Below are 21,642 nucleotides of genomic sequence, written 5' to 3' on the forward strand. Positions count from 1 at the left end.
ACGATTAGAGCGCCCGTCCAATCTCCCGCAACGAAACCGCCTTGTGCAGATGCACCATCATGGCGGCGGCAAAGAGCGGCGTCAGGAGGTTGAGCAGCGGTATGGCGAGGAAGACGGCGATGACCAGCCCGGCCATGAAAACAGTGCCGGCATGTTTGCGACGCAGCGCCTTGGCTTCGGCCTCAGGGCGAAAACGCATGGCGGCGAATTCGAAGAATTCTCTTCCGAGCAGGTAGCCGTTCACGACGAAAAAGGCGGCGACATTGATGCCCGGCACCAGGAGCAGCAGCAGGGCTGCTATGTTGCCGAGGATGACGACGCCGAAGAATTTGATCGCCAGCACAAGTGAATGCAGCGCCGGSACGGCGCGGCCCGGCGGATCGTTGGGATAGTCGGTGCGCTCGACCACCTCGGCGACGTCGTCGAGGAACAGGCCGGCAACGATCGCCGTCGCGGGCGCGACGAGCAGCGCCATCCCCATCGCCAGGACGATGCCGGCGATGATGCCCCCCAACCATCCCGCCCAGGAGGGCAGCCCGGGAAAAAGCGTGTGCAGCCACGGCCAGGCCAGCCATTCCAGCAGGCTCTCGAGGCCGAACCACAGCGCCACCAAGGCCAGCAGCGTCAAGCCCAGGGTCTTCAGGAAGACAGAGCGGAATTCGGGCGAGAACAGCCGGCTTGCGGCGGCGCGGGCAGCGTCAAGGATCACGGGAATTCCAAGCCCTCATCGAGAAAGACGCTCTCGAGATAGGCGGGCTTAGCGAGCAGTGCAACCAAAGCGCGTCGCATCGGATTCAGGCGACGCGCTTTGAGTCTTTGTCTCGATGCATGTCGTTCTCCCAAAACCGCCTCGCACTTTTGGGCGACATGCTTTTTTGCGATGCATGTCGTTTCCCGCAAAACCGCTGCGCACTTTTGGGCGACATGCATTTTTCCGATGCATGTCGTTCTCCCAAAACCGCCCGCACTTTTGGACGACATGCATTATTGCGCAAGCTTCCTCTGACGAGCCGGAATGGTCATGGCGGCGACGCCGACGACGACAAAGGCCATGCCGAGCCACGCAGTCGGGCCGAGGCTCTCGCCGAGGAAGGCGGCGCCGATGCCGACGCCGATCGGCACGCGCAGATAGGCCTGCGAGGTCGTGCCGACGGAACCCAGTGTGTGGATGAGCCGAAAGAAGATCGAGAAGGCGAGCGCGGTGGAGAAGACCGAAAGCCCGAGGAGCGCCAGCACAGAGGCGGTCGACGGCGTCAACGTCCAGGGCCGGTCGAAGACAAGGCTTAAGGGGATCAGGATCGCGGCGCCGCAGATCATCGAGCCGGCCGCCGGCACCATCGGGTCGAGCCCCCTGAAATTGCGCCCGAAGATAGCCGCGCCTGCATAGCTGACCGTAGYCGCGATGACGGCAAGCTGCGCCCAGAGCTGACGGCCGAGACCGCCGAGCGCCTCGGTGCCGACGATCAGGCAAATGCCGGCGATGCCGGCGCCGACGCCGACCAGCTTGCGTAGCGTCACCGGTTCGTGGCGCGTGATGAGAGCCGTCAGCAGGAAGGTGAAGATCGGCGAGGTCGCGTTGAGGATGGTGGCGAGGCCGGCATCGATCGAGCGCTCGGCCGCGGCGATCAGCGTGAACGGGATGACGCTGTTCAGGCAGGCCTGGAACATGAAACGGCGCCAGTTCACCACGTCCCGGGGCATGGCGAGGCCGCGCCAGCGGATGAGGCCAAGCAGAATGGCGCCGGCAATCAAGGTGCGGCCCGCGATGAAGGTCACCGGCGGGATCGTCTCGACGCCGATCTTGATGAAGGTATAGGAGGCACCCCACAAGACTGCCAGAAGGCCAAGCAGCGCGAGTTCGGTGGTCATCTCGGTCTTTGCGGGCATCGCCTGTCAACGCTTTCCGTTATCGGATCGAAACCGCTTCTAACCCGGGCCGATGTCGAAATGCTTCGATCGCGATCCAACCGTAGCCGCATATCACTGCCGCGCGCATGGTCCAGTTCGATTTGACGGCTAGGCAAAGCGGCCGCAACTGGCTAGACCCGCGCCCGGCCGGCATGCCAGAAAGTCGGCAGTCGTTGGAGAAATACATGCCGGAATATGACGTGCTTTGCATCGGCAATGCCATTGTCGACATCATCGCCCAGTGCGACGAGGCCTTCCTCGAGACCAACGGCATCATCAAGGGAGCGATGAATCTCATCGACACCAAGCGCGCCGAACTGCTCTACAGCCGCATGGGGCCGGCTATCGAAGCTTCGGGCGGCAGTGCCGGCAATACGGCGGCGGGCGTGGCGAGCTTCGGCGGCCGCGCTGCCTTCTTCGGCAAGGTCTCGAACGACGCGCTCGGCGATATCTACGTGCACGATATCCGCGCCCACGGCGTGGCCTTCGACACCAAGCCGCTCAAGGGCGAGCCGCCGACGGCACGCTCGATGATCTTCGTCACGCCGGACGGCGAGCGCTCGATGAACACCTATCTCGGCGCCTGTGTCGAACTCGGCCCGGAAGATGTCGAAGCCGACAAGGCCGCCGGCGCCAAGGTCACCTATTTCGAAGGCTATCTTTGGGATCCGCCGCGCGCCAAGGAGGCTATCCGGCAGACCGCGCGGCTTGCGCATGCCGCCGGCCGCGAAGTGTCGATGACGCTGTCGGATTCTTTCTGCGTCGACCGCTACCGCGACGAGTTCCTCGAGCTGATGCGCTCCGGCACGGTCGATATCGTTTTCGCCAACGGCCACGAGATCAAGTCGCTCTACCAGACCTCCTCGTTCGAGGACGCGCTGGCGGCGATACGCAAGGACTGCAAGATCGCTGCCGTCACCCGCTCGGAGAAGGGCTCGGTGATCGTGCGCGGCGACGAGACCGTCACCATCAACGCGACGGCGATCAAGGAACTGGTCGACACGACCGGTGCCGGCGACCTCTATGCAGCCGGCTTCCTCTACGGCTACACGACAGGGCRCAGCCTCAAGGATTGCGGCGATCTCGGCTCGCTCGCAGCCGGGCTGGTGATCCAGCAGATCGGTCCGCGGCCGAGGCAGAATCTGCGCCATGAGGCCGAGCAAGYCGGGCTTCTGTAACGCCTCTTACCTCYCCCCCTTGGGAGACGTCGGATTGCCCGGAATTGCTCTTCGCAATTCGGCTGGCAATCCGGGTGAGGGGTAAATGGTGCCAAACTGGAACTCCCCTCATCCGTCTCGGCGCTGCGCGCCGACCTACCSCCGGCCGGGTCCCCGCTGCTTCGCAGCGTCCCGGCGTTCGCTGGCCTTTCATCGTGCCAACTGGCACGATGAATTCGCTTCGCGAACTGGCTGCTCACCCCACAAGGGGAGAAGGAATGAACGGCGTTTGTCGCGCGCCTGTCACAGAGCGACCCTACACGCAGTCTGGGCCTTCCCGCGACTGACATTTCGGGATGCCCGTAACAGTTGGGGTGTTAAATGCAAGACAGCAGCCTTTACGGTCGCTGCGTCCGTTGCGATTGCCGCTTTCCGTTGTAGCCGTTCAGAAACCRCTGCGGCTGAGGAGGTGAGCGCGGCGCGCAAGGCAGATGCATGACCAGATTTCAGAACCCGCCTGAAGGAATTTCGCAGGAAGCGCTGGCCGGCCTGGTGGCCGAGGCGGTGCAGCCGGCATTGATGCAGCATGGCGTCCTGCTGGATGCAGAGGCCCTAGTTTCCACCAGCGCGGTGGCCGGCGCTATTGCCGCCGCCCTTCCCTTCCTGCCGCATGCGCAGCGGCTTGCAGTCACCTCCTTCAAAGGCGGCTGGTCCGCGCTCGCGTCCGAGTTCTTCTCCACAATGGCGGAGAAGCTTGCGCGTGCCGACTCAAGGGACACCAAGAGCCCGGACGAAAGCCCAGCAATCGGGGCCGCTAGGCCCGTTTCCCGGCCTATCGCCGAGCAGGCTTCCGAGCTGCAGTCGATGCTTATCGAAGACTGGGCCGGCGAGGTCGCCGGGTCGACCTATCTGGAAGAGAAATTCCGCATCCCACGCTCGACGCTGCATCGCTGGCAAAGGCGGGGCGAGGTCGTCGCGCTGCGCAAGGGCGGCCGCAAGCATGTCTTCCCGCTTGCACAGTTCGTCGACGGCAGGCCGGCAACAGGCATGAGCGAAGTGCTGGCGGCGATTCCCAATGCGAGGCTGGCCTGGTTCTGGCTGACCCGCCCCTCCGCCGAGTTGGACGGTCGCATTCCCCTCGACATGCTGCGCCACGACATGATCGAGGACGTGGTTCGCGTGGCGCGCACCCTGTCCTGATCCCTGATTTCCAACGCAGCTTCGTGCTTTTTAGACGCGCCGCTACCGAAATATTACTCAGTTATATTTCTGTCATAAAACGGTAATAAATGGCACATTCGGTACATTTTATAACCCTATTTTCGTTCATAACGTATACGTTGTGCAAAATGTGCCATTCTTACAAATATATGACGTGATATTTGCGCAACAAGACTTTTCTAAGAGGTCAAAAAGCCGCTTTCCCGCCATAATCTCTGTTGTGCRCTGCCATCGATTAGGTCATGTCGAGGGCGAAGAAGCGGCGCCGGTGCGCGGCTTTTTCAACGATGGGGACGGGGGTGGCAAAGCCGGGTGGCATGTCAGGCCTGTCTTGAACCTTTGACTGGAGATTCAAGAAAATGAACATCAAGAGCCTTCTTCTCGGCTCCGCTGCGGCCCTGGTCGCAGTTTCCGGTGCTCGCGCGGCCGACGCGGTCACCGTCGCCGAGCCGGAACCGGCCGAATACGTCAAGATCTGCGACGTCTACGGGGCCGGCTACTTCTACATCCCCGGCACCGAAACCTGCCTGCGCATCGGCGGCTATGTCCGTTACGACATCGGCCTCGGCGATGTCGGCTCGTTTGATGGCGCGAAGTCCTTCGACCACCGCGACGGTGACCAGCAGGGCACCTGGAAGAAGAACGCCCGCTTCACCTTCAAGACCTGGACCGGCCAGGAAACCGAGCTCGGCACGTTGAAGACCTACACCGAAATGCGCTTCAACTTCGGCAACAGCAACGGCTATGGTAGCCTCCTTGCCGGCAATCCCGCTGTCGACAAGGGCGTCTCTGTGAAGTTCGCCTGGATCCAGCTCGGCGGCCTTCGCGTCGGTAAGGACGAATCGGCCTTCGACACCTTCGTCGGCTATGCCGGCAACGTCATCCAGGACACGATCGTTCCCTACGGCAACTTCGACACCAATGTCGTCCAGTACTATTTCGACGCCGGCAACGGTCTCTCGGCCGTGGTCTCGCTCGAAGAAGGCTCGGGCGTTGTCGGCACGATCGACAGCTACGTCCCGCATGTTGTCGGCGGCGTGAAGTACAAGCAGGATTGGGGTGCGATCACGGGCGTGGCCGCCTACGACAGCAACTATGACGAGTTCGCCGGCAAGGTCCGCGTCGACTTCAACGTCACCAAGGAGCTGTCGCTGTTCGGCATGTTCGGCTACGGCACCGACAAGCACCTCGTGGACGACGCGGGGAACRTCATCGACGCCCATGGCCGCGGCTTCTACAAGCAGTGGGCTGGCAAGTGGGCATTCTGGGCCGGCGGCACCTACAAGTTCAACGAGAAGACCGCTTTCAACCTTCAGGTGTCGGGCGACCAGCAGAAGAACTACGGCGTCGCGGCTAACRTCGCCTATACCATGGTTCCCGGCTTCACCGTCACGGCTGAAGTTGACTACGACCACTATGGTGAGTTCGACAACCCCAGCATCTTCGGCGACTTCACCAACGCCAGGAAGAAGAACAGCGTCGGCGGCATCCTCCGCTTCCAGCGCTCGTTCTGATCGATCCCTGCGATCTCACAAAGAAAAAGGGCCCGCGGCGTCGCCGCGGGCCTTTTTTGTTTGATCCCAAGCTGTGCCGTTGACGTGCCGGCAGCCCGTCAATTCCCCGCCGAATAGGCCGCGATCGCCGCCATGTTGACGATGTCGGAGTCCTTGGCGTTGAGCGAGACGATCTGGACCGGCTTGTTCAAACCGACAAGCAGCGGGCCGATGACAGTCGAGCCGCCGAGCTCCTGCAGCATCTTGGTCGAGATCGAGGCCGAGTGGAACGCCGGCATGACCAGCACATTGGCCGGGCCGGTCAGCCGGATGAACGGATATTGCGCCATGGCGCGGGGATTCAGCGCCACGTCGGCCGCCATTTCGYCGTCATATTCGAAATCGACGCGGCGCTTGTCGAGGATGCGCACGGCCTCCTGCACACGTTCGGAGCGCTCGCCCTGCGGATGGCCAAAGGTCGAGTAGGCCAACATCGCAATCCTCGGCTCGTAGCCCATTCGGCGGGCAAAACCAGCCRCCTCCTCGGCGATGTCAGCGATCTGCTCGGCATTCGGCATGTCGTGCACGGCCGTGTCTGCGACAAGGACCGTCCTGCCGCGCGCAAGCRCGATCGAGACGCCGATGACGCGGTGRCCAGGCTTGGCGTCGATGACGCGGCGCACATCGTCGAGCGCGGTGGAATAGTTGCGGGTCACGCCGGTGACGATGCCGTCGGCGTCGCCCAGCGCCACCATGCAGGCGGCGAAATGGTTGCGGTCGTTGTTGATCAGGCGCTGGCAGTCGCGGAACAGGTAGCCCTTCCGCTGCATGCGCTCGTAGAGATAGTCGGTGTAGATGCCGTTGCGGCGCGACAGCCTGGCATTGATGATCTCGAGCCCCTGCTTGTTGAGGTCGACGCCGGCGTTGCGGGCATTCTCCTTGATGACGTCGTCGCGGCCGAGCAGAATCGCGGTGCCGAGCTTCTGGTTCACATAGGAGACGGCGGCGCGCATCACCTGCTCTTCCTCGCCCTCGGCGAAGACGATGCGCTTGGGCTGGCGACGGACGCGGTCGTAGATGCGCTGCAAGGTCGAGGCGATCGGGTCGCGGCGGGCGGAGAGTTCCTGCRCATAGCGGTCGAGATCGAGGATCGGCTTGCGGGCGACGCCTGAGTCCATCGCGGCCTTTGCCACCGCGAGCGGGATCGCCGAGATCAGGCGCGGGTCGAACGGTACGGGAATGATGTAGTTGGGGCCGAATTTCGGCCGGTTGCCCTGATAGGYCGCCGCGACGTCGTCCGGCACATCCTGACGGGCCAGCTCGGCCAGCGCACGGGCCGCGGCGATCTTCATCTCGTCATTGATGGTGGTGGCCCGGACATCCAGCGCGCCGCGGAAGATGTAAGGGAAGCCGAGCACATTGTTGACCTGGTTCGGATAGTCGGAGCGCCCCGTAGCCATGATGGCATCGGTGCGGATCTCGCCAACTTCCTCCGGCGTGATCTCAGGATCGGGATTGGCCATGGCGAAGATGATCGGGTTCTTCGCCATCGACTGCACCATGGCGGGGGTCAGCATGCCCTTGGCGGAGAGGCCGAGGAAGACGTCGGCGCCGTCCAGCGCCTCGGCAAGGCTGCGCAACTCGGTCTTGACCGCATGCGCCGACTTCCACTGGTTCATGCCTTCGGTGCGACCCTGGAAGACCACGCCCTTGGTGTCGCACAGAATGATGTTTTCCGGCGGGAAGCCCATCGCCTTCATCAGCTCGATGCAGGCGATGCCGGYGGCGCCCGCGCCGTTGCAGACCATCCTGGTGGTCTTCATGTCGCGGCCGGTGATCTCCAGCGCGTTGATCAGCCCGGCGGCCGAGATGATGGCGGTGCCGTGCTGGTCGTCGTGGAAGACAGGGATGTCCATCAGCTCGCGCAGGCGCTGCTCGATGATGAAGCATTCCGGCGCCTTGATGTCCTCGAGATTGATGCCGCCGAAGGAAGGTCCGAGGAAGCGCACGCAGTTGATGAACTCGTCGGCATCCTCGGTCGCCACTTCGAGATCGATGGAATCGACATCGGCGAAGCGCTTGAACAGCACCGACTTGCCTTCCATGACCGGCTTCGAGGCAAGCGCGCCGAGATTGCCGAGCCCGAGAATGGCGGTGCCGTTGGAGATGACGGCGACCATGTTGCCGCGCGTCGTGTAGTCGAAAGCACGGCTTGGATCCTCCGCAATGGCGCGCAYGGGCACGGCGACGCCCGGCGAATAGGCGAGGCTGAGATCACGCTGGGTGGCCATCGGCTTGGTGGCGACGATCTCCAGCTTGCCCGGCCGCCCCATGGCGTGGAATTCCAGCGCCTCCTGCGCGCTGACGGAGGGCCCGCTGCTTTCGGTTTTCCTGGCCATGATGCTTTTGATTTCCTCGCCCATAGCGCGCCCTTGAGGCGGACGCATTCTTTTAACCTATCGGCTTAAGGCCACGCGCCGCCGCTGTAAACCGCCAAGGCGGGCAAAGCTGCTCCAACCGGAAGGCGACGGCTGAGTTGGCGCATGGCTCGCGGTTTCCCCTGCTTTTCGAGCGGCCGGCATTAAACCGCACTGCCACTTCTGCTAGCGTCGCGGCATGAATATGCACATGCCGACCGATACCGACGCCCAGGAAACGACGACACCGGCGCCCGCCACCGGCGGCGTCACGCCGATGATGGAGCAGTATATCGAGATCAAGGCGGCGAACCCGGATTCGCTGCTTTTCTATCGCATGGGCGATTTCTACGAGCTGTTCTTCGACGACGCCGAAAAGGCGAGCCAGGCGCTCGGCATCGTGCTCACCCGGCGCGGCAAGCACCAGGGGCATGACATTCCAATGTGCGGCGTGCCGGTGCACGCGGCGGACGACTATCTGCAGAAGCTGATCGCGCAAGGCTTTCGCGTCGCCGTCTGCGAACAGACCGAGGACCCCGCGGAAGCCAAGAAGCGCGGCTCGAAATCGGTGGTGCGCCGCGACGTGGTGCGCCTGGTCACGCCCGGCACCATCACCGAGGACAAGCTGCTCGCGCCTTCGGAGTCGAGCTTCCTGATGGCGCTGGGGCGGGTGAAGGGCAACGGTGCCGCGGGCAATCCGGGCAGCTTCGCGCTGGCCTGGATCGATATCTCGACCGGGGCATTCCGCGTCGCCGAGACCACTGCCGAGCGGCTGCTTGCCGACATCTTCCGYGTCGACCCGCGGGAGCTGATCGTTGCCGAGCCGGTGTTCCACGACCCGGAATTGCGGCCGGTGTTCGACGTGCTTGGCCGCGTCGCCAACCCGCAGCCGCCGTCGCTGTTCGATTCGGCCTCGGCCACGGGCCGCATAGCCCGCTTCTTCGAGGTGGCGACACCCGACAGTTTCGGCACGTTCTCGCGCGCCGAATTGTCGGCGATCTCGGGCGCCATCGCCTATGTCGAGAAGACGCAGAAGGCAGAGCGCCCGCCGCTGTCGCGCCCGGAGCGCGAGGAGAGCGGCTCGACGCTGTTCATCGACCCGGCGACGCGCGCCAATCTGGAGCTCTTGCGCACGCTTTCCGGCAGCCGTGAGGGCTCGCTGTTCAAGGCGGTCGACCGCACCGTCACCGGCGGCGGCGCCAGATTGCTTGCCGACCGGCTGATGGCGCCGCTAACCGATCCGGCGGCGATCGCGGCAAGGCTGGATTCGGTGTCTTTCTTCCGCGCCGAGGCGCGACTCTGCCAGGGGCTGCGCACAAGCCTCAAAAGCGTTGCAGACATGCCAAGGGCGCTGTCCCGGCTGGCCCTCAACCGCGGCGGCCCGCGCGACCTCGGCGCGCTGCGAGCCGGCTTCGAGGCGGCAGGCGCGATCGCCGAGCTATTCGGGACGACCGCCCTGCCTGCGGAGCTTGCCGCAGCGCTCGCGGCAATCAAGGCCTTGCCCGAGGCCTTGGCCCGCCACCTCAGCGAGGCGCTCGACGACGAGTTGCCGCTCATCAAGCGCGACGGCGGCTTCGTGCGGTCTGGCTACAATGCCGAACTCGACGAGATGCGGGCGCTGCGCGACGAATCGCGCAAGGTGATCGCCGGGCTGGAGCGCTCGCTGATCGAGGAGACCGGCATCCGCTCGCTGAAGATCCGGCACAACAATGTGCTCGGCTACTATATCGAGGTCACCGCCAACCATCATGGCGTGATGACCGGCAGCGATGCCGCCAAGGCGCGCTTCATCCATCGCCAGACCATGGCCAACGCCATGCGCTTCACGACGACGGAACTGGCGGAGCTGGAATCGAAGATCGCCAACGCCGCCGACAGGGCGCTCAGCATCGAGCTCACCGCCTTCGACAGGCTGACGGCGGAGGTGGTCGGCGAGGCCGACAGCATCCGCGCCGGGGCCGAGGCGCTCGCCGTGCTCGACGTGTCGTCGGCGCTGGCGCTGCTTTCCGAGAGCGAGGGCTGGTGCCGGCCGACGGTGGACTCCAGCCTCGCCTTCGAGATTGCCGGCGGACGGCATCCGGTCGTCGAACAGGCGCTCAGGCGTTCCGGCGAGGGACCGTTCGTCGCCAACGATTGCAATCTCTCGCCGGACGGCGGCGCCAGGGCCGGCGCCATCTGGCTGCTCACCGGTCCGAACATGGGCGGCAAGTCGACGTTCCTGCGGCAGAACGCGCTGATCGCGATTCTCGCGCAGACCGGGTCCTTCGTGCCGGCGCAAAGCGCCCATATCGGCATCGTCGACCGGCTGTTCTCGCGCGTCGGCGCTTCGGATGATCTCGCGCGCGGCCGTTCGACCTTCATGGTCGAGATGGTCGAGACGGCGGCGATCCTCAACCAGGCCGGCGAGCGGGCGCTGGTCATCCTCGACGAGATCGGCCGCGGCACCGCGACCTTCGACGGCCTCTCGATCGCCTGGGCGGCGGTCGAATATCTGCATGAGAAGAACCGCTGCCGGGCGATCTTCGCAACCCATTTCCACGAGATGACGGCGCTGGCCGGCAAATTGCCCCGGCTTCACAACGTCACCATGCGGGTCAAGGAATGGGAAGGCGACGTCGTCTTCCTGCATGAGGTCGGCAAAGGTGCGGCTGACCGCTCCTACGGCGTGCAGGTGGCGCGGCTCGCAGGCCTGCCGGAAGCGGTGGTTGCCCGCGCTAGGCAAGTGCTGCATCAGCTCGAAGAAGGCGAGGTTTCGGGCAAGGCCAACCGGCTGGTCGATGACCTGCCGCTGTTTTCAGTGGCTGTGAAGCGCGAGGCGCCGAAGCCGGCCAAAAACGACGCGCTCAACGAAGCGCTCGGCGCCATCAATCCCGACGAGATGACGCCGCGCGAGGCGCTGGAGGCGCTGTATAGGCTGAAGGGTCTAGCGACGAAACAATAGTGCCCTTTATTGACTCATTGTACCGATTGGTACAATTCTCTGTCTTCGTCAATCGAAACGAGGACAGGAGGTCCAAATGAGCCGTCCGCCATTGCCGCCTTTCACGGCGGAAACAGCAGCGCAGAAGGCACGGCTCGCGGAAGATGCCTGGAACAGCCGGGACCCGGAGCGGGTCTCGCTCGCCTACACAGAGGATAGCGTCTGGCGAAATCGGGCTGAATTCATTTCGGGTCGCGCCGAGATCGTGGCCTTCCTCAGGCGTAAATGGGCGCGCGAGCTCGACTATCGCCTCATCAAGGAGGTCTGGACCTGGAATGACAATCGCATCGCGGTGCGCTTCGCCTACGAATGGCACGACGACAGCGGTCACTGGTTCCGCTCCTATGGCAACGAGAACTGGGAATTCGACGCCGCTGGACTGATGCGCCGCCGCGTTGCGAGCATCAACGACCTGCCGATCGCCGAAAGCGAACGAAAGTACCATTGGCCGCWCGGGCGCCGACCGGACGACCATCCCGGCCTTTCGGAACTCGGACTGTAGAGCATGATCCCGAAAAGTGTGCAGCGGTTTTCGGAGAAGATCATGCTCAAACAAGAAGATTAAGCCGGCATGCGGCGCATCGCACCCGACCGCGCCCAACTGCTCGGGATTGTGGCCGAGGTTTTTCGCGAGCATGGTTATGAAGGTGCCAGCCTTTCGTTCATCGGTGAGGCTACGGGGCTGGGCAAGGGAAGCCTCTATCACTTCTTTCCCGGCGGGAAGGAAGAGATGGCGAGAGCCGTCATCGACAACATCGATGGCTGGTTCGAGGAAAACGTCTTTACGCCCTTGCGCGACAGCTCCGATCCAAGGGCAGGTATCGAGCAGATGCTCGAGGCAACCGACAGCTACTTCCGCTCGGGCCGGCGGATTTGCCTCATCGGCGCCTTCGCGCTGGATGAATCCCGCGATCTCTTTGCCGGCCAGATCGGCGATTATTTCAGCCGGTGGGTCACGCTGCTTTCCGACGCGCTGACGCGAACTGGCCACGAACGAGCGGAGGCAACCGAGCTTGCCGAAGAAACCGTCGCCGCCATCCAGGGCGCACTCACGCTTGCCCGCGCGTCCGATGACGCCAATGTGTTCTCCCGCGCGCTGCGGAGGGCTCGCAGGCGGCTGGGGATCCCAGCGAGCGGTTAGATCATCTCCAACCCGCGCTTGCGGGTCGGCGGCGGGAAGGCGCGGTCGAGCTCGGCAAAGTCTTCCGCCGTCAGCTTGATGTCGAGCGCGGCGGCATTCTGGCGGACATGCTCCTGCCGGCCGGCCTTCGGGATGGCGATGACGCCTTCTCGACCCATCACCCAGGCGAGGGCGATCTGCGCGGCTGTGGCGTTGTGGCGGGCGGCCACGGCGTCGAGCCTGGCGTTGCGCGCCAGCGCGCCCTGCTCCACCGGYGAATAGGCCATCAGCGGGATGCCGCGCTTCAGGCTCCAGGGCGCGAGGTCGAATTCGGGGCCGCGCCGCGAGAGATTGTAGAGGATCTGATTGGTCTGGACGTTGCCGCCGGAGGGCAGGCCGACCAGTTCCTCCATTTCGTCGGTGTCGAAATTGCTGACGCCCCAGTGGCGGATCTTGCCGGCCGCCTTCAGGGCCTCGAAGGCCATGACGGTTTCGGCCAAAGGCACGGTGCCCGGCCAATGCAGCAGATAGAGATCGATGCGGTCGGTGGACAGCCGCCTCAAACTGTTCTCGCAGGCGCGCATCACACCTGCATGCGAGGCATTGGTCGGYAGCACCTTGGACACCAGAAAGGTCTCGTCGCGACGCCCGGCGATGGCTTCCGCCACCAGCTCCTCGGCGACRCCGCCGGCATACATTTCCGCCGTGTCGATCAGCGTGATGCCGAGGTCCAGGCCAAGCTTCAATGCCGCGACCTCATCGGCGCGGCGCCGGCGATCCTCGCCCATCTTCCAGGTGCCTTGTCCCAGCACCGGAACGRCTTCGCCGGACGGCAGAGTGGTGGTTCTGATTTTGGAAGACATGGCCTGCTCCGCGTGATGCCGGATCGCAGCACAGTCGCGGCCGGAAATCCAGACTGACGTCTGAACTTCCGGCCGCGGAGCTTACTGTGCCGGATGGGCGGCGAGCCAATCCTGCATTTCTTTGATCTCGGCTTCCTGCGCCTTGACGACGCCTTCGGCGAGCTTGCGGATTTCCGGATCCTTGCCGTTGGYGATCACCACCTTGGCCATGTCGATCGCACCCTGGTGATGCGGGATCATGCCGCGGACGAAATCGACATCGGCGTTGCCGGTGTACTCGATCATCATGTCGGCGTGCATCTTGTCCATCGCCGCCTTGTAGCCGTCGGTCGACGGGCTTGCGGCGCCCATCGCCATCCCGGACATGTCGTGCTTCATCTCCTCCGTCTGCGCCGGAACGCTTTCGAGGAACACCGCGAGCAGCATTCCGGCCGCCATCAACAGCAGCACGATCTTCTTGGCCAGGTCATACAGGGTCTCCTTTTTGGTTGGATTTCGTATCTGGAGGTTTGGCTCAAAGTTTCAACGTTCTCAGCCGCAGCGCATTGCTGATGACTGAAACCGAGGACAGGCTCATCGCCGCCGCAGCAATCATCGGCGACAAAAGGGTGCCGGTGAGCGGATAGAGCACGCCGGCTGCGACCGGCACGCCGAGCACGTTGTAAAGGAAGGCGAAGAACAGGTTCTGGCGGATGTTGCGGATCGTCGCCTGCGCCAGCGTGCGGGCCCTGACAATGCCATTGAGATCGCCCTTGACCAGCGTGATGCCGGCGCTTTCGACCGCGACATCGGCGCCGGTGCCCATGGCGATGCCGACATCGGCGCCGGCTAGCGCCGGCGCATCGTTGACGCCGTCGCCGGCCATCRCAACGCCCCCACCCCTGGCGCGCAGTTCCTCGACCAGCGCGCCCTTCTCGTCCGGCAGCAGGCCGGCGCGCACCTCGTCGATGCCGAGCCTGCCGGCAATCGCCTTTGCCGTGCGCTCGTTGTCGCCGGTCGCCATGATGATCCTCAGGCCCTTATCGTGCAGCGCCTTGATCGCTTCGGCCGTGGTTGCCTTGACCGGATCGGCGACGGCGACGATGCCGGCAAACTTGCCGTCGGCGGCAACGAACATCGCCGTCTTGCCCTCGGCCTGCAACGCCTCCGCCTGGGCGGAAACAGGCGCGGTGTCGATGCCAAGATCTGCCATCATCGCCGCATTGCCGAGCGCCACCTTTCTGCCGGAGACAGTTCCGGCAACGCCCTTGCCGGTGGCTGCCTCGAAGTCTTCGGCATCGGCAAGCTTAACGCCACGTTCGGCGGCACCCTCGACGATCGCTTCGGCGAGCGGGTGTTCCGAACCTTTTTCAAGGGCAGCGGCGAGCGCAAGAAGGTCATTCCCATCGATGCCCTCGGCAGCAACGACGTCGGTCAGCCGCGGCTTGCCTTCGGTCAGCGTACCGGTCTTGTCGACGATCAGCGTATCGACGGAGGCGAAGCGCTCGAGCGCTTCCGCATCCTTGATCAGCACGCCGGCATGCGCGCCACGGCCGGTCGCCGTCATGATCGACATCGGCGTGGCCAAGCCCAGCGCGCATGGGCAGGCGATGATCAGCACCGACACGGCCGATACGATGGCGAAGATCAGGCTGGGCTCGGGTCCGAAGAACGACCAAGCAATGAAGGCAATGACAGCAACCAGCACGACGGCAGGGACGAAATAGAAGGACACGCGGTCGGCCAGCCCCTGGATCGGAGCGCGCGAACGCTGCGCCTTCGCGACCATTTCGACGATGCGCGAGAGCGTGGTTTCGGTGCCGACCTTTTCGGCGCGCATGATCAGTGAGCCGTTCTTGTTCAGCGTGCCGCCGGTAAGGGGCTCGCCTTCCGTCTTCTCGACCGGCAGGGGCTCGCCGGTGATCATCGATTCGTCGATTGACGAGCGACCTTCCAGCACGATGCCATCGACCGGGACGGCGTCGCCCGGCCGGATGCGCAACCGGTCTCCGGTCTTGACGCTGTCCAGCGGCACATCCTTCTCGGAACCRTCGGCGCCGATCAGGCGCGCCGTCTTCGGCGCAAGGTCGAGCAGGGCGCGGATGRCCGAGCCTGTGCGTTCGCGGGCGCGCAATTCCAGCACTTGGCCAAGGAACACCAGCGCGACGATGACCGCGGCCGCCTCGAAATAGACCGGCACGGTGCCGTCATGGCCACGGAACTGATGCGGGAAGACATTCGGGAACAGTGCCGCTACAAGGCTGAAGAGATAGGCGGCGCCGACGCCGAGCGAGATCAGCGTCCACATATTCGGACTGCGGTTCAGGATCGATTCCCAGCCGCGATGGAAGAAGGGAAAGGCGGCCCACAACACCACCGGGCTTGCCAGCGCCAGTTCCACCCATGTCTTCGTCCGGCCGTCGATGAAACTCTCGAAGCTCAGGCCCAGCATCGGCGCCATGGCAATGACGAGCAGCGGCAGCGAGAGCACCGCGCTCACCCAGAACCGGCGCGTGAAATCGACGAGCTCCGGGTTCGGGCCTTCGTCGCCGGAAGGTACGCCCATCGGTTCCAGCGCCATGCCGCAGATCGGRCAGGACCCGGGCTTGTCGCGGATGATTTCGGGATGCATCGGGCAGGTGTATTGCGTGCCCTTCGGCATCGGCTGCGGCTCAGGCCGGCCAGCCGGGTATTTTGCCGGCTCCGCCTCGAACTTGCCCTTGCAGCCGCCAGAGCAGAAATAGAAGCCCTGCCCCTCATGGCGGACGAAATGCTTCGCGCTCGCACGGTCGACCTTCATGCCGCAGACGGGGTCCGTCGCCGTCAGATATGTTTCCGGCTCGGTCAGGAATTTCGTGCGGCAGCGTTCGCTGCAGAAATGAAATGTCCGGCCATCATGCTCGGCCGTCGGCTTTCCGGCGGCCGGATCGACCGTCATGCCGCAGACCGGATCGCGAATCACGGCTTGCCCGGAAGGCGCGGCATCCATTGCGGAGCAGCAGGATGCGCCATGCCGGTGGTGGTGATGGTGGTCGGCCATGATTCAATGCCTCTCAGAGTTCGAATGTGAGGCGGAGGTAGTCCTTCCAGTAACTGGAAGGTCAAGGGCCAGTTCCGATTTTTGGAGATTTTGGTCGCCCCTCCTTGCGTTGCATCAATCGCACGCCATTGGAGACGCGTTCGCCGCCCCATACACAGCGCCGCGAAAACACGCTATAGACGCCGCCGAATGGCCAAGATCTCCCTGAAACTCGACGAAATCATCGATGGCGACGCTTTGCGCCGGGACCTGACGGCGCTGACGGCGGAGAACGCCGGCGACGGCTCCGGCAAGACAACGCRCACAGCCGTTCTCCACCTGCTCAAGGGCAGGCTCGCGGAAGGGCGAAAGATCGCCGAGACCATGCTGAAGGAGGATGGCGGCGGCAATGCCTGCGCCGTGCGGCTTTCGCATCTGATGGATGAACTGATCCGGGCGCTTTACGATTTCGCGGCCACCCATGTCTACCGGGTCAAGAACCGCTCGGCCGCCGAACGCAYGGCGGTCGTGGCGGTTGGYGGCTACGGGCGCGGCACGCTGGCGCCGGGCTCCGACATCGACCTGTTGTTCCTGCTGCCCTACAAGCAGACGCCGTGGGGCGAGCAGATCGTCGAATATATGCTCTACATGCTGTGGGACATGGGGCTGAAAGTCGGCCACGCCACCCGCAACATCGAGGAATGCGTGAGGCTGTCGCGCACCGACATCACCATCCGCACCTCGATYCTGGAGGCGCGCTTCCTGTGGGGCGAGCGCAAGCTCTATGACGAACTGCTCACCCGCTTCGACCACGAGGTGGTGCGCACGACGGGGCCGGAATATGTGCAGGCCAAGCTCGCCGAGCGCGACGAGCGCCACGCCAAGGCGGGCGAAAGCCGCTATCTGGTCGAGCCCAACGTCAAGGACGGCAAGGGCGGCTTGCGCGACCTGCAGACGCTGTTCTGGATCGGCAAATATTTTTATCGCGTGCGCACCGGCGAGGAACTTGTCGAGAAGGGCGTCTTCACCGAGGCCGAGTATCGCGAATTCCAGAAGGCCGAGGATTTCCTGTGGGCGGTGYGCTGCCACATGCACTTCCTGACCGGCAAGGCGGAGGAGCGGCTGCATTTCGACATCCAGCGCGAGATCGCCGAGCGGCTGGGCTACACCACGCATCCCGGCCTGTCGGCGGTCGAGCGGTTCATGAAGCACTACTTCCTCGTCGCCAAGGATGTCGGCGACCTCACCCGCATCTTCTGYGCCGCTCTGGAGGAAGAGCAGGCCAAGCACGTACCCGGCTTCAACCGCATCTTCCTCACCTTCTCGCGGCGCAAGCGCAAGCTTGCCGGCACGTCCGACTTCATCGTCGACAACCACCGCATCAACATCGCCGACGACATGGTGTTCGAGCGCGATCCGGTCAATCTGCTGAGACTGTTCTGGTTCGCCGACAAGCATGGGCTGGAGTTCCATCCCGATGCGCTGARGCTGCTCACCCGCTCGCTCGGCCTAGTCAACAAGTCGCTGAGGCGCGACGAGGAAGCCAACCGGCTGTTCCTCGACATCCTGACCTCGGACCGCAATGCCGAGCTCAATCTCAGGCGCATGAACGAGGCGGGGCTGCTCAGCAAGCTGATCCCCGACTTCGGCAAGATCGTCGCCATGATGCAGTTCTCGATGTACCACCACTATACGGTCGACGAGCACCTGATTCGCTGCATCGGCGTGCTGGCCGAGATCGAGCGCGGCGACGGCGCGAAAGTGCATCCGCTGTCACACTCGCTGATGCCGGGATTGAAGAAGAGCCGCGAGGCGCTCTACGTCGCGGTGCTGCTGCACGACATCGCCAAGGGCCGGCCGGAGGACCATTCGGAAGCCGGCGCCAGGATAGCGCGGCGAATTTGCCCGCATATGGGGCTGTCGGCCGCCGACACCGAGACCGTCGCCTGGCTGGTCGAGAACCACCTCGTCATGTCGATGACAGCGCAGACGCGCGATCTCAACGACCGTAAGACGATCGAGGATTTTGCTTCCATCGTGCAGTCGGTGGAGCGGCTGAAGCTGCTTCTGATCCTCACCGTCTGCGACATCAGGGGCGTCGGGCCGGGCGTGTGGAACGGCTGGAAGGGACAGCTGCTGCGCACGCTCTACTTCGAGACCGAGCTGCTGCTCACCGGCGGCTTCTCCGAAGTCTCGCGCGCCGAGCGCACGGCTGCAGCACGCGAGCAACTGGCCGAGGCGCTGGCCGCCTGGCCGGCGAAGGAGCGCAAGCGCTATGTCGCCCAGCATTACGAAAACTATCTGCTGACCGTCGACCTGCCTGACCAGTTGCGCCATGCCGAATTCATCCGCGAGGCGGATGCCGCCGGCAAGAAGCTCGCGACGATCGTGAAGACGCACGAATTCGAGGCGGTGACAGAGATCACCGTGCTCGCGCAGGACCATCCGCGCCTACTGTCGGTGATTGCCGGCGCGTGCGCTGCGGCCGGCGGCAACATCGTCGACGCGCAGATCTTCACCACTTCAGACGGGCGCGCGCTGGACACGATCCTGATCTCCAGGGAGTTCGACCGCGACGAGGACGAGCGCCGCCGCGCCGAGCGCGTCGGCAAGCTGATCGAGGACGTGCTGTCCGGCAAGAGCTGGCTGCCCGAGATGATCGAGAAGCGCGCCAAGCCGAAGCGCGGCGCCAAGGCCTTCCGCATCCCGCCGCGCGCCGAGATCCGCAACACGCTGTCGAACCGTTTCTCGGTGATCGAGATCGAAGGGCTGGATCGTCCGGGCCTGCTTTCCGAGATCACCGGCGCGCTGTCGAACCTGTCGCTCGATATCGCATCGGCGCATATCACGACCTTCGGCGAAAAGGTGATAGATACCTTCTACGTGACGGACCTCACAGGCCAGAAGATCGATAGCCCGACGCGCATCGCCACCATCCACAGGCGGCTGATCGACACGCTGGAAGGCAACGAGCCCCAACGCAACGGCAAGGCCAAGGAGGCGGCCGAGTGACATCCATTTGACGTAATTGCGCAGGCAGTCATTCCAAGCATGAGCCTTGTCAAGAAATTCRCCACCGTCGCTTCCGGCACGCTGATGAGCCGCGCGCTGGGTTTCGGCCGCGAGATGCTGATGGCGGCGGCCCTCGGCACAGGGCCCGTCGCCGACGCCTTCAACGCCGCCTTCCAGTTTCCCAACACCTTCCGCCGCCTTTTCGCCGAGGGCGCCTTCAACGCCGCGTTCGTGCCGCTCTTCGCCAAGGAGATCGAGACGCACGGCACCGATGGCGCCAAGCGCTTCTCGGAGGAAGTGTTCGGCGTGCTGTTCTCGGCGCTCCTGGCGCTCACCATCGCCATGGAACTGGCGATGCCGCTGATCGTCCGCTACTTGGTGGCGCCGGGCTTTGCCGACATCCCGRGCAAGTTCGAGACGACCGTCACGCTTGCGACGATCATGTTCCCCTATCTGATCTGCATGTCGCTCGGCGCCATGATGGCGGGCATGCTGAACTCGCTGCGCCGCTATTTCGCGGCGGCGATCGCGCCCGCCTTCCTCAACATCATCCTGATCAGCGTGCTCGCCTATGCGTGGTACCATGGTCTGGATGCGCATGATGTCGGCTTCGGGCTTTCCTGGGGCGTGCTGGCGGCGGGCATCGTGCAGCTCGCCATCGTCTGGGTGGCGGTGCGCCATGCCGGCATCTCGATCGGCTTCCGTCGGCCGAAGATGACGCCGAACGTGAAGCGGCTCCTGATCCTGGCGCTGCCGGCGGCGATCACCGGCGGCATCACCCAGATCAACCAGTTGATCGGCACGGCGATCGCCTCGGGGCAGAACAGCGCCGTGTCGTCGCTGGCCTATKCCGACCGCATCTACCAGCTGCCGCTTGGTGTCGTCGGCGTGGCGGTAGCGATCGTGCTGTTGCCGGAACTGTCGCGGGCGCTGAAATCGGGCAATCTGATCGAGGCCGCCAATCTGCAGAACCGCTCCGTCGAGTTCACGCTGTTCATGACCTTGCCGGCGGCGGCCGCGCTCTGGGTGATGTCGGAACCGATCGTGCGACTGGTCTACGAGCGCGGCGCCTTCGCGGCCAACCACTCGACGCCGGTCGTCGCCTCGATCCTGGCCATCTTCGGCCTTGGCCTGCCGGCCTTCGTGCTGATCAAGGCCTTCACGCCCGGCTATTTCGCGCGCGAGGACACACGCACGCCGATGGGTTTCGCCGCCATCTCGGTCGGCGTGAACGTCGCCACCGCGCTGACGCTTTTTCCCTCGATGGGCGCGCCGGGCATCGCGGTCGCCTCGGCCGTCGCCGGCTGGGTGAACGCTGCGATGCTGCTCGGCATGCTGATCCGGCGCGGCCACTGGGGCCGCGACATACCGCTGTTGAGGCGCATTCCCCGGCTGGTGCTGTCGGCTGTGGTGATGGCTGTCGCGCTTTACTTCGCCGAGCACTATTTCGCCACGAAGCTAGGACCCGGCTCGCCGCTGGTGGTGAAGGCGACGACGCTGTTCGCGCTCGTCGGCGGCGGCGCTGCGCTCTACTTCGTCACTGCCTTTGGCACCGGCGGCGCCGATTTCGGCATGATCCGGCGCAATGTCAGGCGCAGCCCGGCAAAGGCAGCGCCGCCGTCGGAATGACAGCCGGCAAACTGCGGCCCCGCCCTCACCCGCGCTCCAGGGCCAGCCTTGCGCCGAACAGGATGAGCAGGCCGCCGGCTATGCGGTCGATGGTGCGGCGCAGCCGGCGATAGCCGTTCGAGACCGCTTCGGCGGCGAACAGCCAGACCACGCAGGCATACCRGCCGACCGAGATCGCCACCATAAGCGCGACCGATGCGGCRCCCAGGCTGAGCGACGGCTGCGCCGGCAGGGCAACGGCAAAAATACTGGGCACGGAGAGTGCCGAGCGCGGATTGGYAAGGCTGGTGACAAGGCCGATCCAGAAGGCACGCCTGGCCGAAAACCCCTTCACATCGGCAGCCAATGCTGTATCCGCTGCGCTGCGCTTTTCGGCAAGGACGATCAGCCTGATGCCCGAATAGATGAGATAGCCGRCACCGGCCAGCTTCATCAGGGCATAGGCCCAAGGTGCGGCGAGGAAAAGCGCCYTGATGCCGGCAAGCCCGCAGACACCCCAGATGGCGGTAGCGATGCCAATGCCGCAGACGGCGGCCAGGCCGGCTCCGCGCGAGCGCGCCACCGCGATGCGCGCGGTCATCAGGAAATTCGGCCCTGGTGAAACCGCGGCGACCACCCAGACGGAAGCCACGGCAAGCAAATGCGAGAGCATGATGAGGACCCCAAACGAGCCAGGCATGCTAGGCCAGAGCGATCCGGGCTGGCCAGGCGAATATCACACTTCTCGACGCCGGCGCCGCCCCTCATTGCCCTGCCGGGCATTTCTCCCCGTAAAMCGGGGAGAAAGTAGCTGGCCGCAACGCCAGCACTCTTTTCTGCAACGCCGGAAATTAGCGAAACCGCG

At 64.3% G+C, this 21,642-nt stretch carries 15 protein-coding genes; 8 read left to right on the forward strand and 7 right to left on the reverse strand.

Annotation, left to right across the window (positions count from 1 at the left end; genetic code table 11):
- Positions 1–4: 4 nt before the first annotated feature.
- The gene (locus ORS3428_RS16595; RefSeq protein ID WP_071099369.1) at positions 5–709 is read right to left on the reverse strand and encodes a sulfate transporter family protein; all 705 of its coding nucleotides are present in this window, start codon (positions 707–709) and stop codon (positions 5–7) included.
- Between the two features lie 275 nt (positions 710–984).
- Positions 985–1,887 (reverse strand): DMT family transporter, encoded by a 903-nt coding sequence (locus ORS3428_RS16600; RefSeq protein WP_071099370.1) that lies wholly within the window; start codon positions 1,885–1,887, stop codon positions 985–987.
- A gap of 206 nt (positions 1,888–2,093) precedes the next feature.
- On the opposite strand from ORS3428_RS16600, the gene ORS3428_RS16605 reads away from it, so the two are divergent.
- From ORS3428_RS16605 to ORS3428_RS16615, 3 genes are all read left to right on the forward strand, one after another.
- Positions 2,094–3,086, forward strand: coding sequence for an adenosine kinase (locus tag ORS3428_RS16605; RefSeq protein WP_071099403.1), 993 nt, complete (start codon positions 2,094–2,096; stop codon positions 3,084–3,086).
- Positions 3,087–3,560: 474 nt separating this feature from the next.
- On the forward strand, positions 3,561–4,265 hold the full coding sequence (locus tag ORS3428_RS16610; protein ID WP_071099371.1) for an antitoxin Xre/MbcA/ParS-like domain-containing protein: 705 nt from the start codon (positions 3,561–3,563) through the stop codon (positions 4,263–4,265).
- Positions 4,266–4,645: 380 nt separating this feature from the next.
- Positions 4,646–5,800, forward strand: coding sequence for a porin (locus ORS3428_RS16615; RefSeq protein ID WP_071099372.1), 1,155 nt, complete (start codon positions 4,646–4,648; stop codon positions 5,798–5,800).
- Positions 5,801–5,898: 98 nt separating this feature from the next.
- On the opposite strand, the gene ORS3428_RS16620 is transcribed toward ORS3428_RS16615, so the two are convergent.
- Positions 5,899–8,178, reverse strand: a complete 2,280-nt coding sequence (locus tag ORS3428_RS16620; RefSeq protein ID WP_071099404.1) for an NADP-dependent malic enzyme — start codon at positions 8,176–8,178, stop codon at positions 5,899–5,901.
- A 229-nt stretch (positions 8,179–8,407) separates the two neighbouring features.
- On the opposite strand from ORS3428_RS16620, the gene mutS reads away from it, so the two are divergent.
- From mutS to ORS3428_RS16635, 3 genes are all read left to right on the forward strand, one after another.
- Positions 8,408–11,137, forward strand: coding sequence for a DNA mismatch repair protein MutS (gene mutS, locus ORS3428_RS16625; RefSeq protein ID WP_083355159.1), 2,730 nt, complete (start codon positions 8,408–8,410; stop codon positions 11,135–11,137).
- 76 nt (positions 11,138–11,213) lie between these two features.
- Entirely contained in the window at positions 11,214–11,678 is a 465-nt protein-coding gene (locus tag ORS3428_RS16630; RefSeq protein ID WP_071099374.1) for a nuclear transport factor 2 family protein, read from the forward strand.
- Between the two features lie 69 nt (positions 11,679–11,747).
- Positions 11,748–12,317, forward strand: coding sequence for a TetR/AcrR family transcriptional regulator (locus ORS3428_RS16635; protein WP_071099375.1), 570 nt, complete (start codon positions 11,748–11,750; stop codon positions 12,315–12,317).
- Here the strand turns inward: ORS3428_RS16635 and ORS3428_RS16640 are convergent.
- The 3 genes from ORS3428_RS16640 to ORS3428_RS16650 form a co-directional block, all read right to left on the reverse strand.
- The gene (locus ORS3428_RS16640) at positions 12,314–13,159 is read right to left on the reverse strand and encodes an aldo/keto reductase (protein WP_071099376.1); all 846 of its coding nucleotides are present in this window, start codon (positions 13,157–13,159) and stop codon (positions 12,314–12,316) included. The genes ORS3428_RS16635 and ORS3428_RS16640 overlap by 4 nt on opposite strands.
- Before the next feature lie 81 nt (positions 13,160–13,240).
- Positions 13,241–13,597, reverse strand: a complete 357-nt coding sequence (gene copM / locus ORS3428_RS16645; protein ID WP_071099377.1) for a CopM family metallochaperone — start codon at positions 13,595–13,597, stop codon at positions 13,241–13,243.
- Between the two features lie 76 nt (positions 13,598–13,673).
- Entirely contained in the window at positions 13,674–16,178 is a 2,505-nt protein-coding gene (locus ORS3428_RS16650; RefSeq protein WP_071099378.1) for a heavy metal translocating P-type ATPase, read from the reverse strand.
- Between the two features lie 189 nt (positions 16,179–16,367).
- Between ORS3428_RS16650 and ORS3428_RS16655 the strand changes: the two genes are divergently transcribed.
- Together ORS3428_RS16655 and murJ are read left to right on the forward strand one after the other, a co-directional pair.
- Positions 16,368–19,169 (forward strand): [protein-PII] uridylyltransferase, encoded by a 2,802-nt coding sequence (locus tag ORS3428_RS16655; RefSeq protein ID WP_071099379.1) that lies wholly within the window; start codon positions 16,368–16,370, stop codon positions 19,167–19,169.
- 39 nt (positions 19,170–19,208) lie between these two features.
- Positions 19,209–20,798 carry a murein biosynthesis integral membrane protein MurJ gene (gene murJ / locus ORS3428_RS16660; RefSeq protein ID WP_071099380.1) on the forward strand — a complete coding sequence of 530 codons (1,590 nt, stop codon included), beginning with the start codon at positions 19,209–19,211 and terminating at the stop codon, positions 20,796–20,798.
- Positions 20,799–20,823: 25 nt separating this feature from the next.
- Here murJ and ORS3428_RS16665 read toward each other — a convergent pair whose 3' ends face one another.
- Complete coding sequence (locus tag ORS3428_RS16665) at positions 20,824–21,450, reverse strand: LysE family translocator (protein WP_157895966.1); 627 nt, start codon at positions 21,448–21,450, stop codon at positions 20,824–20,826.
- Positions 21,451–21,642: the final 192 nt, after the last annotated feature.

It is taken from the genome of Mesorhizobium sp. ORS 3428 (assembly GCF_001854785.1).
Lineage (GTDB): Bacteria > Pseudomonadota > Alphaproteobacteria > Rhizobiales > Rhizobiaceae > Mesorhizobium.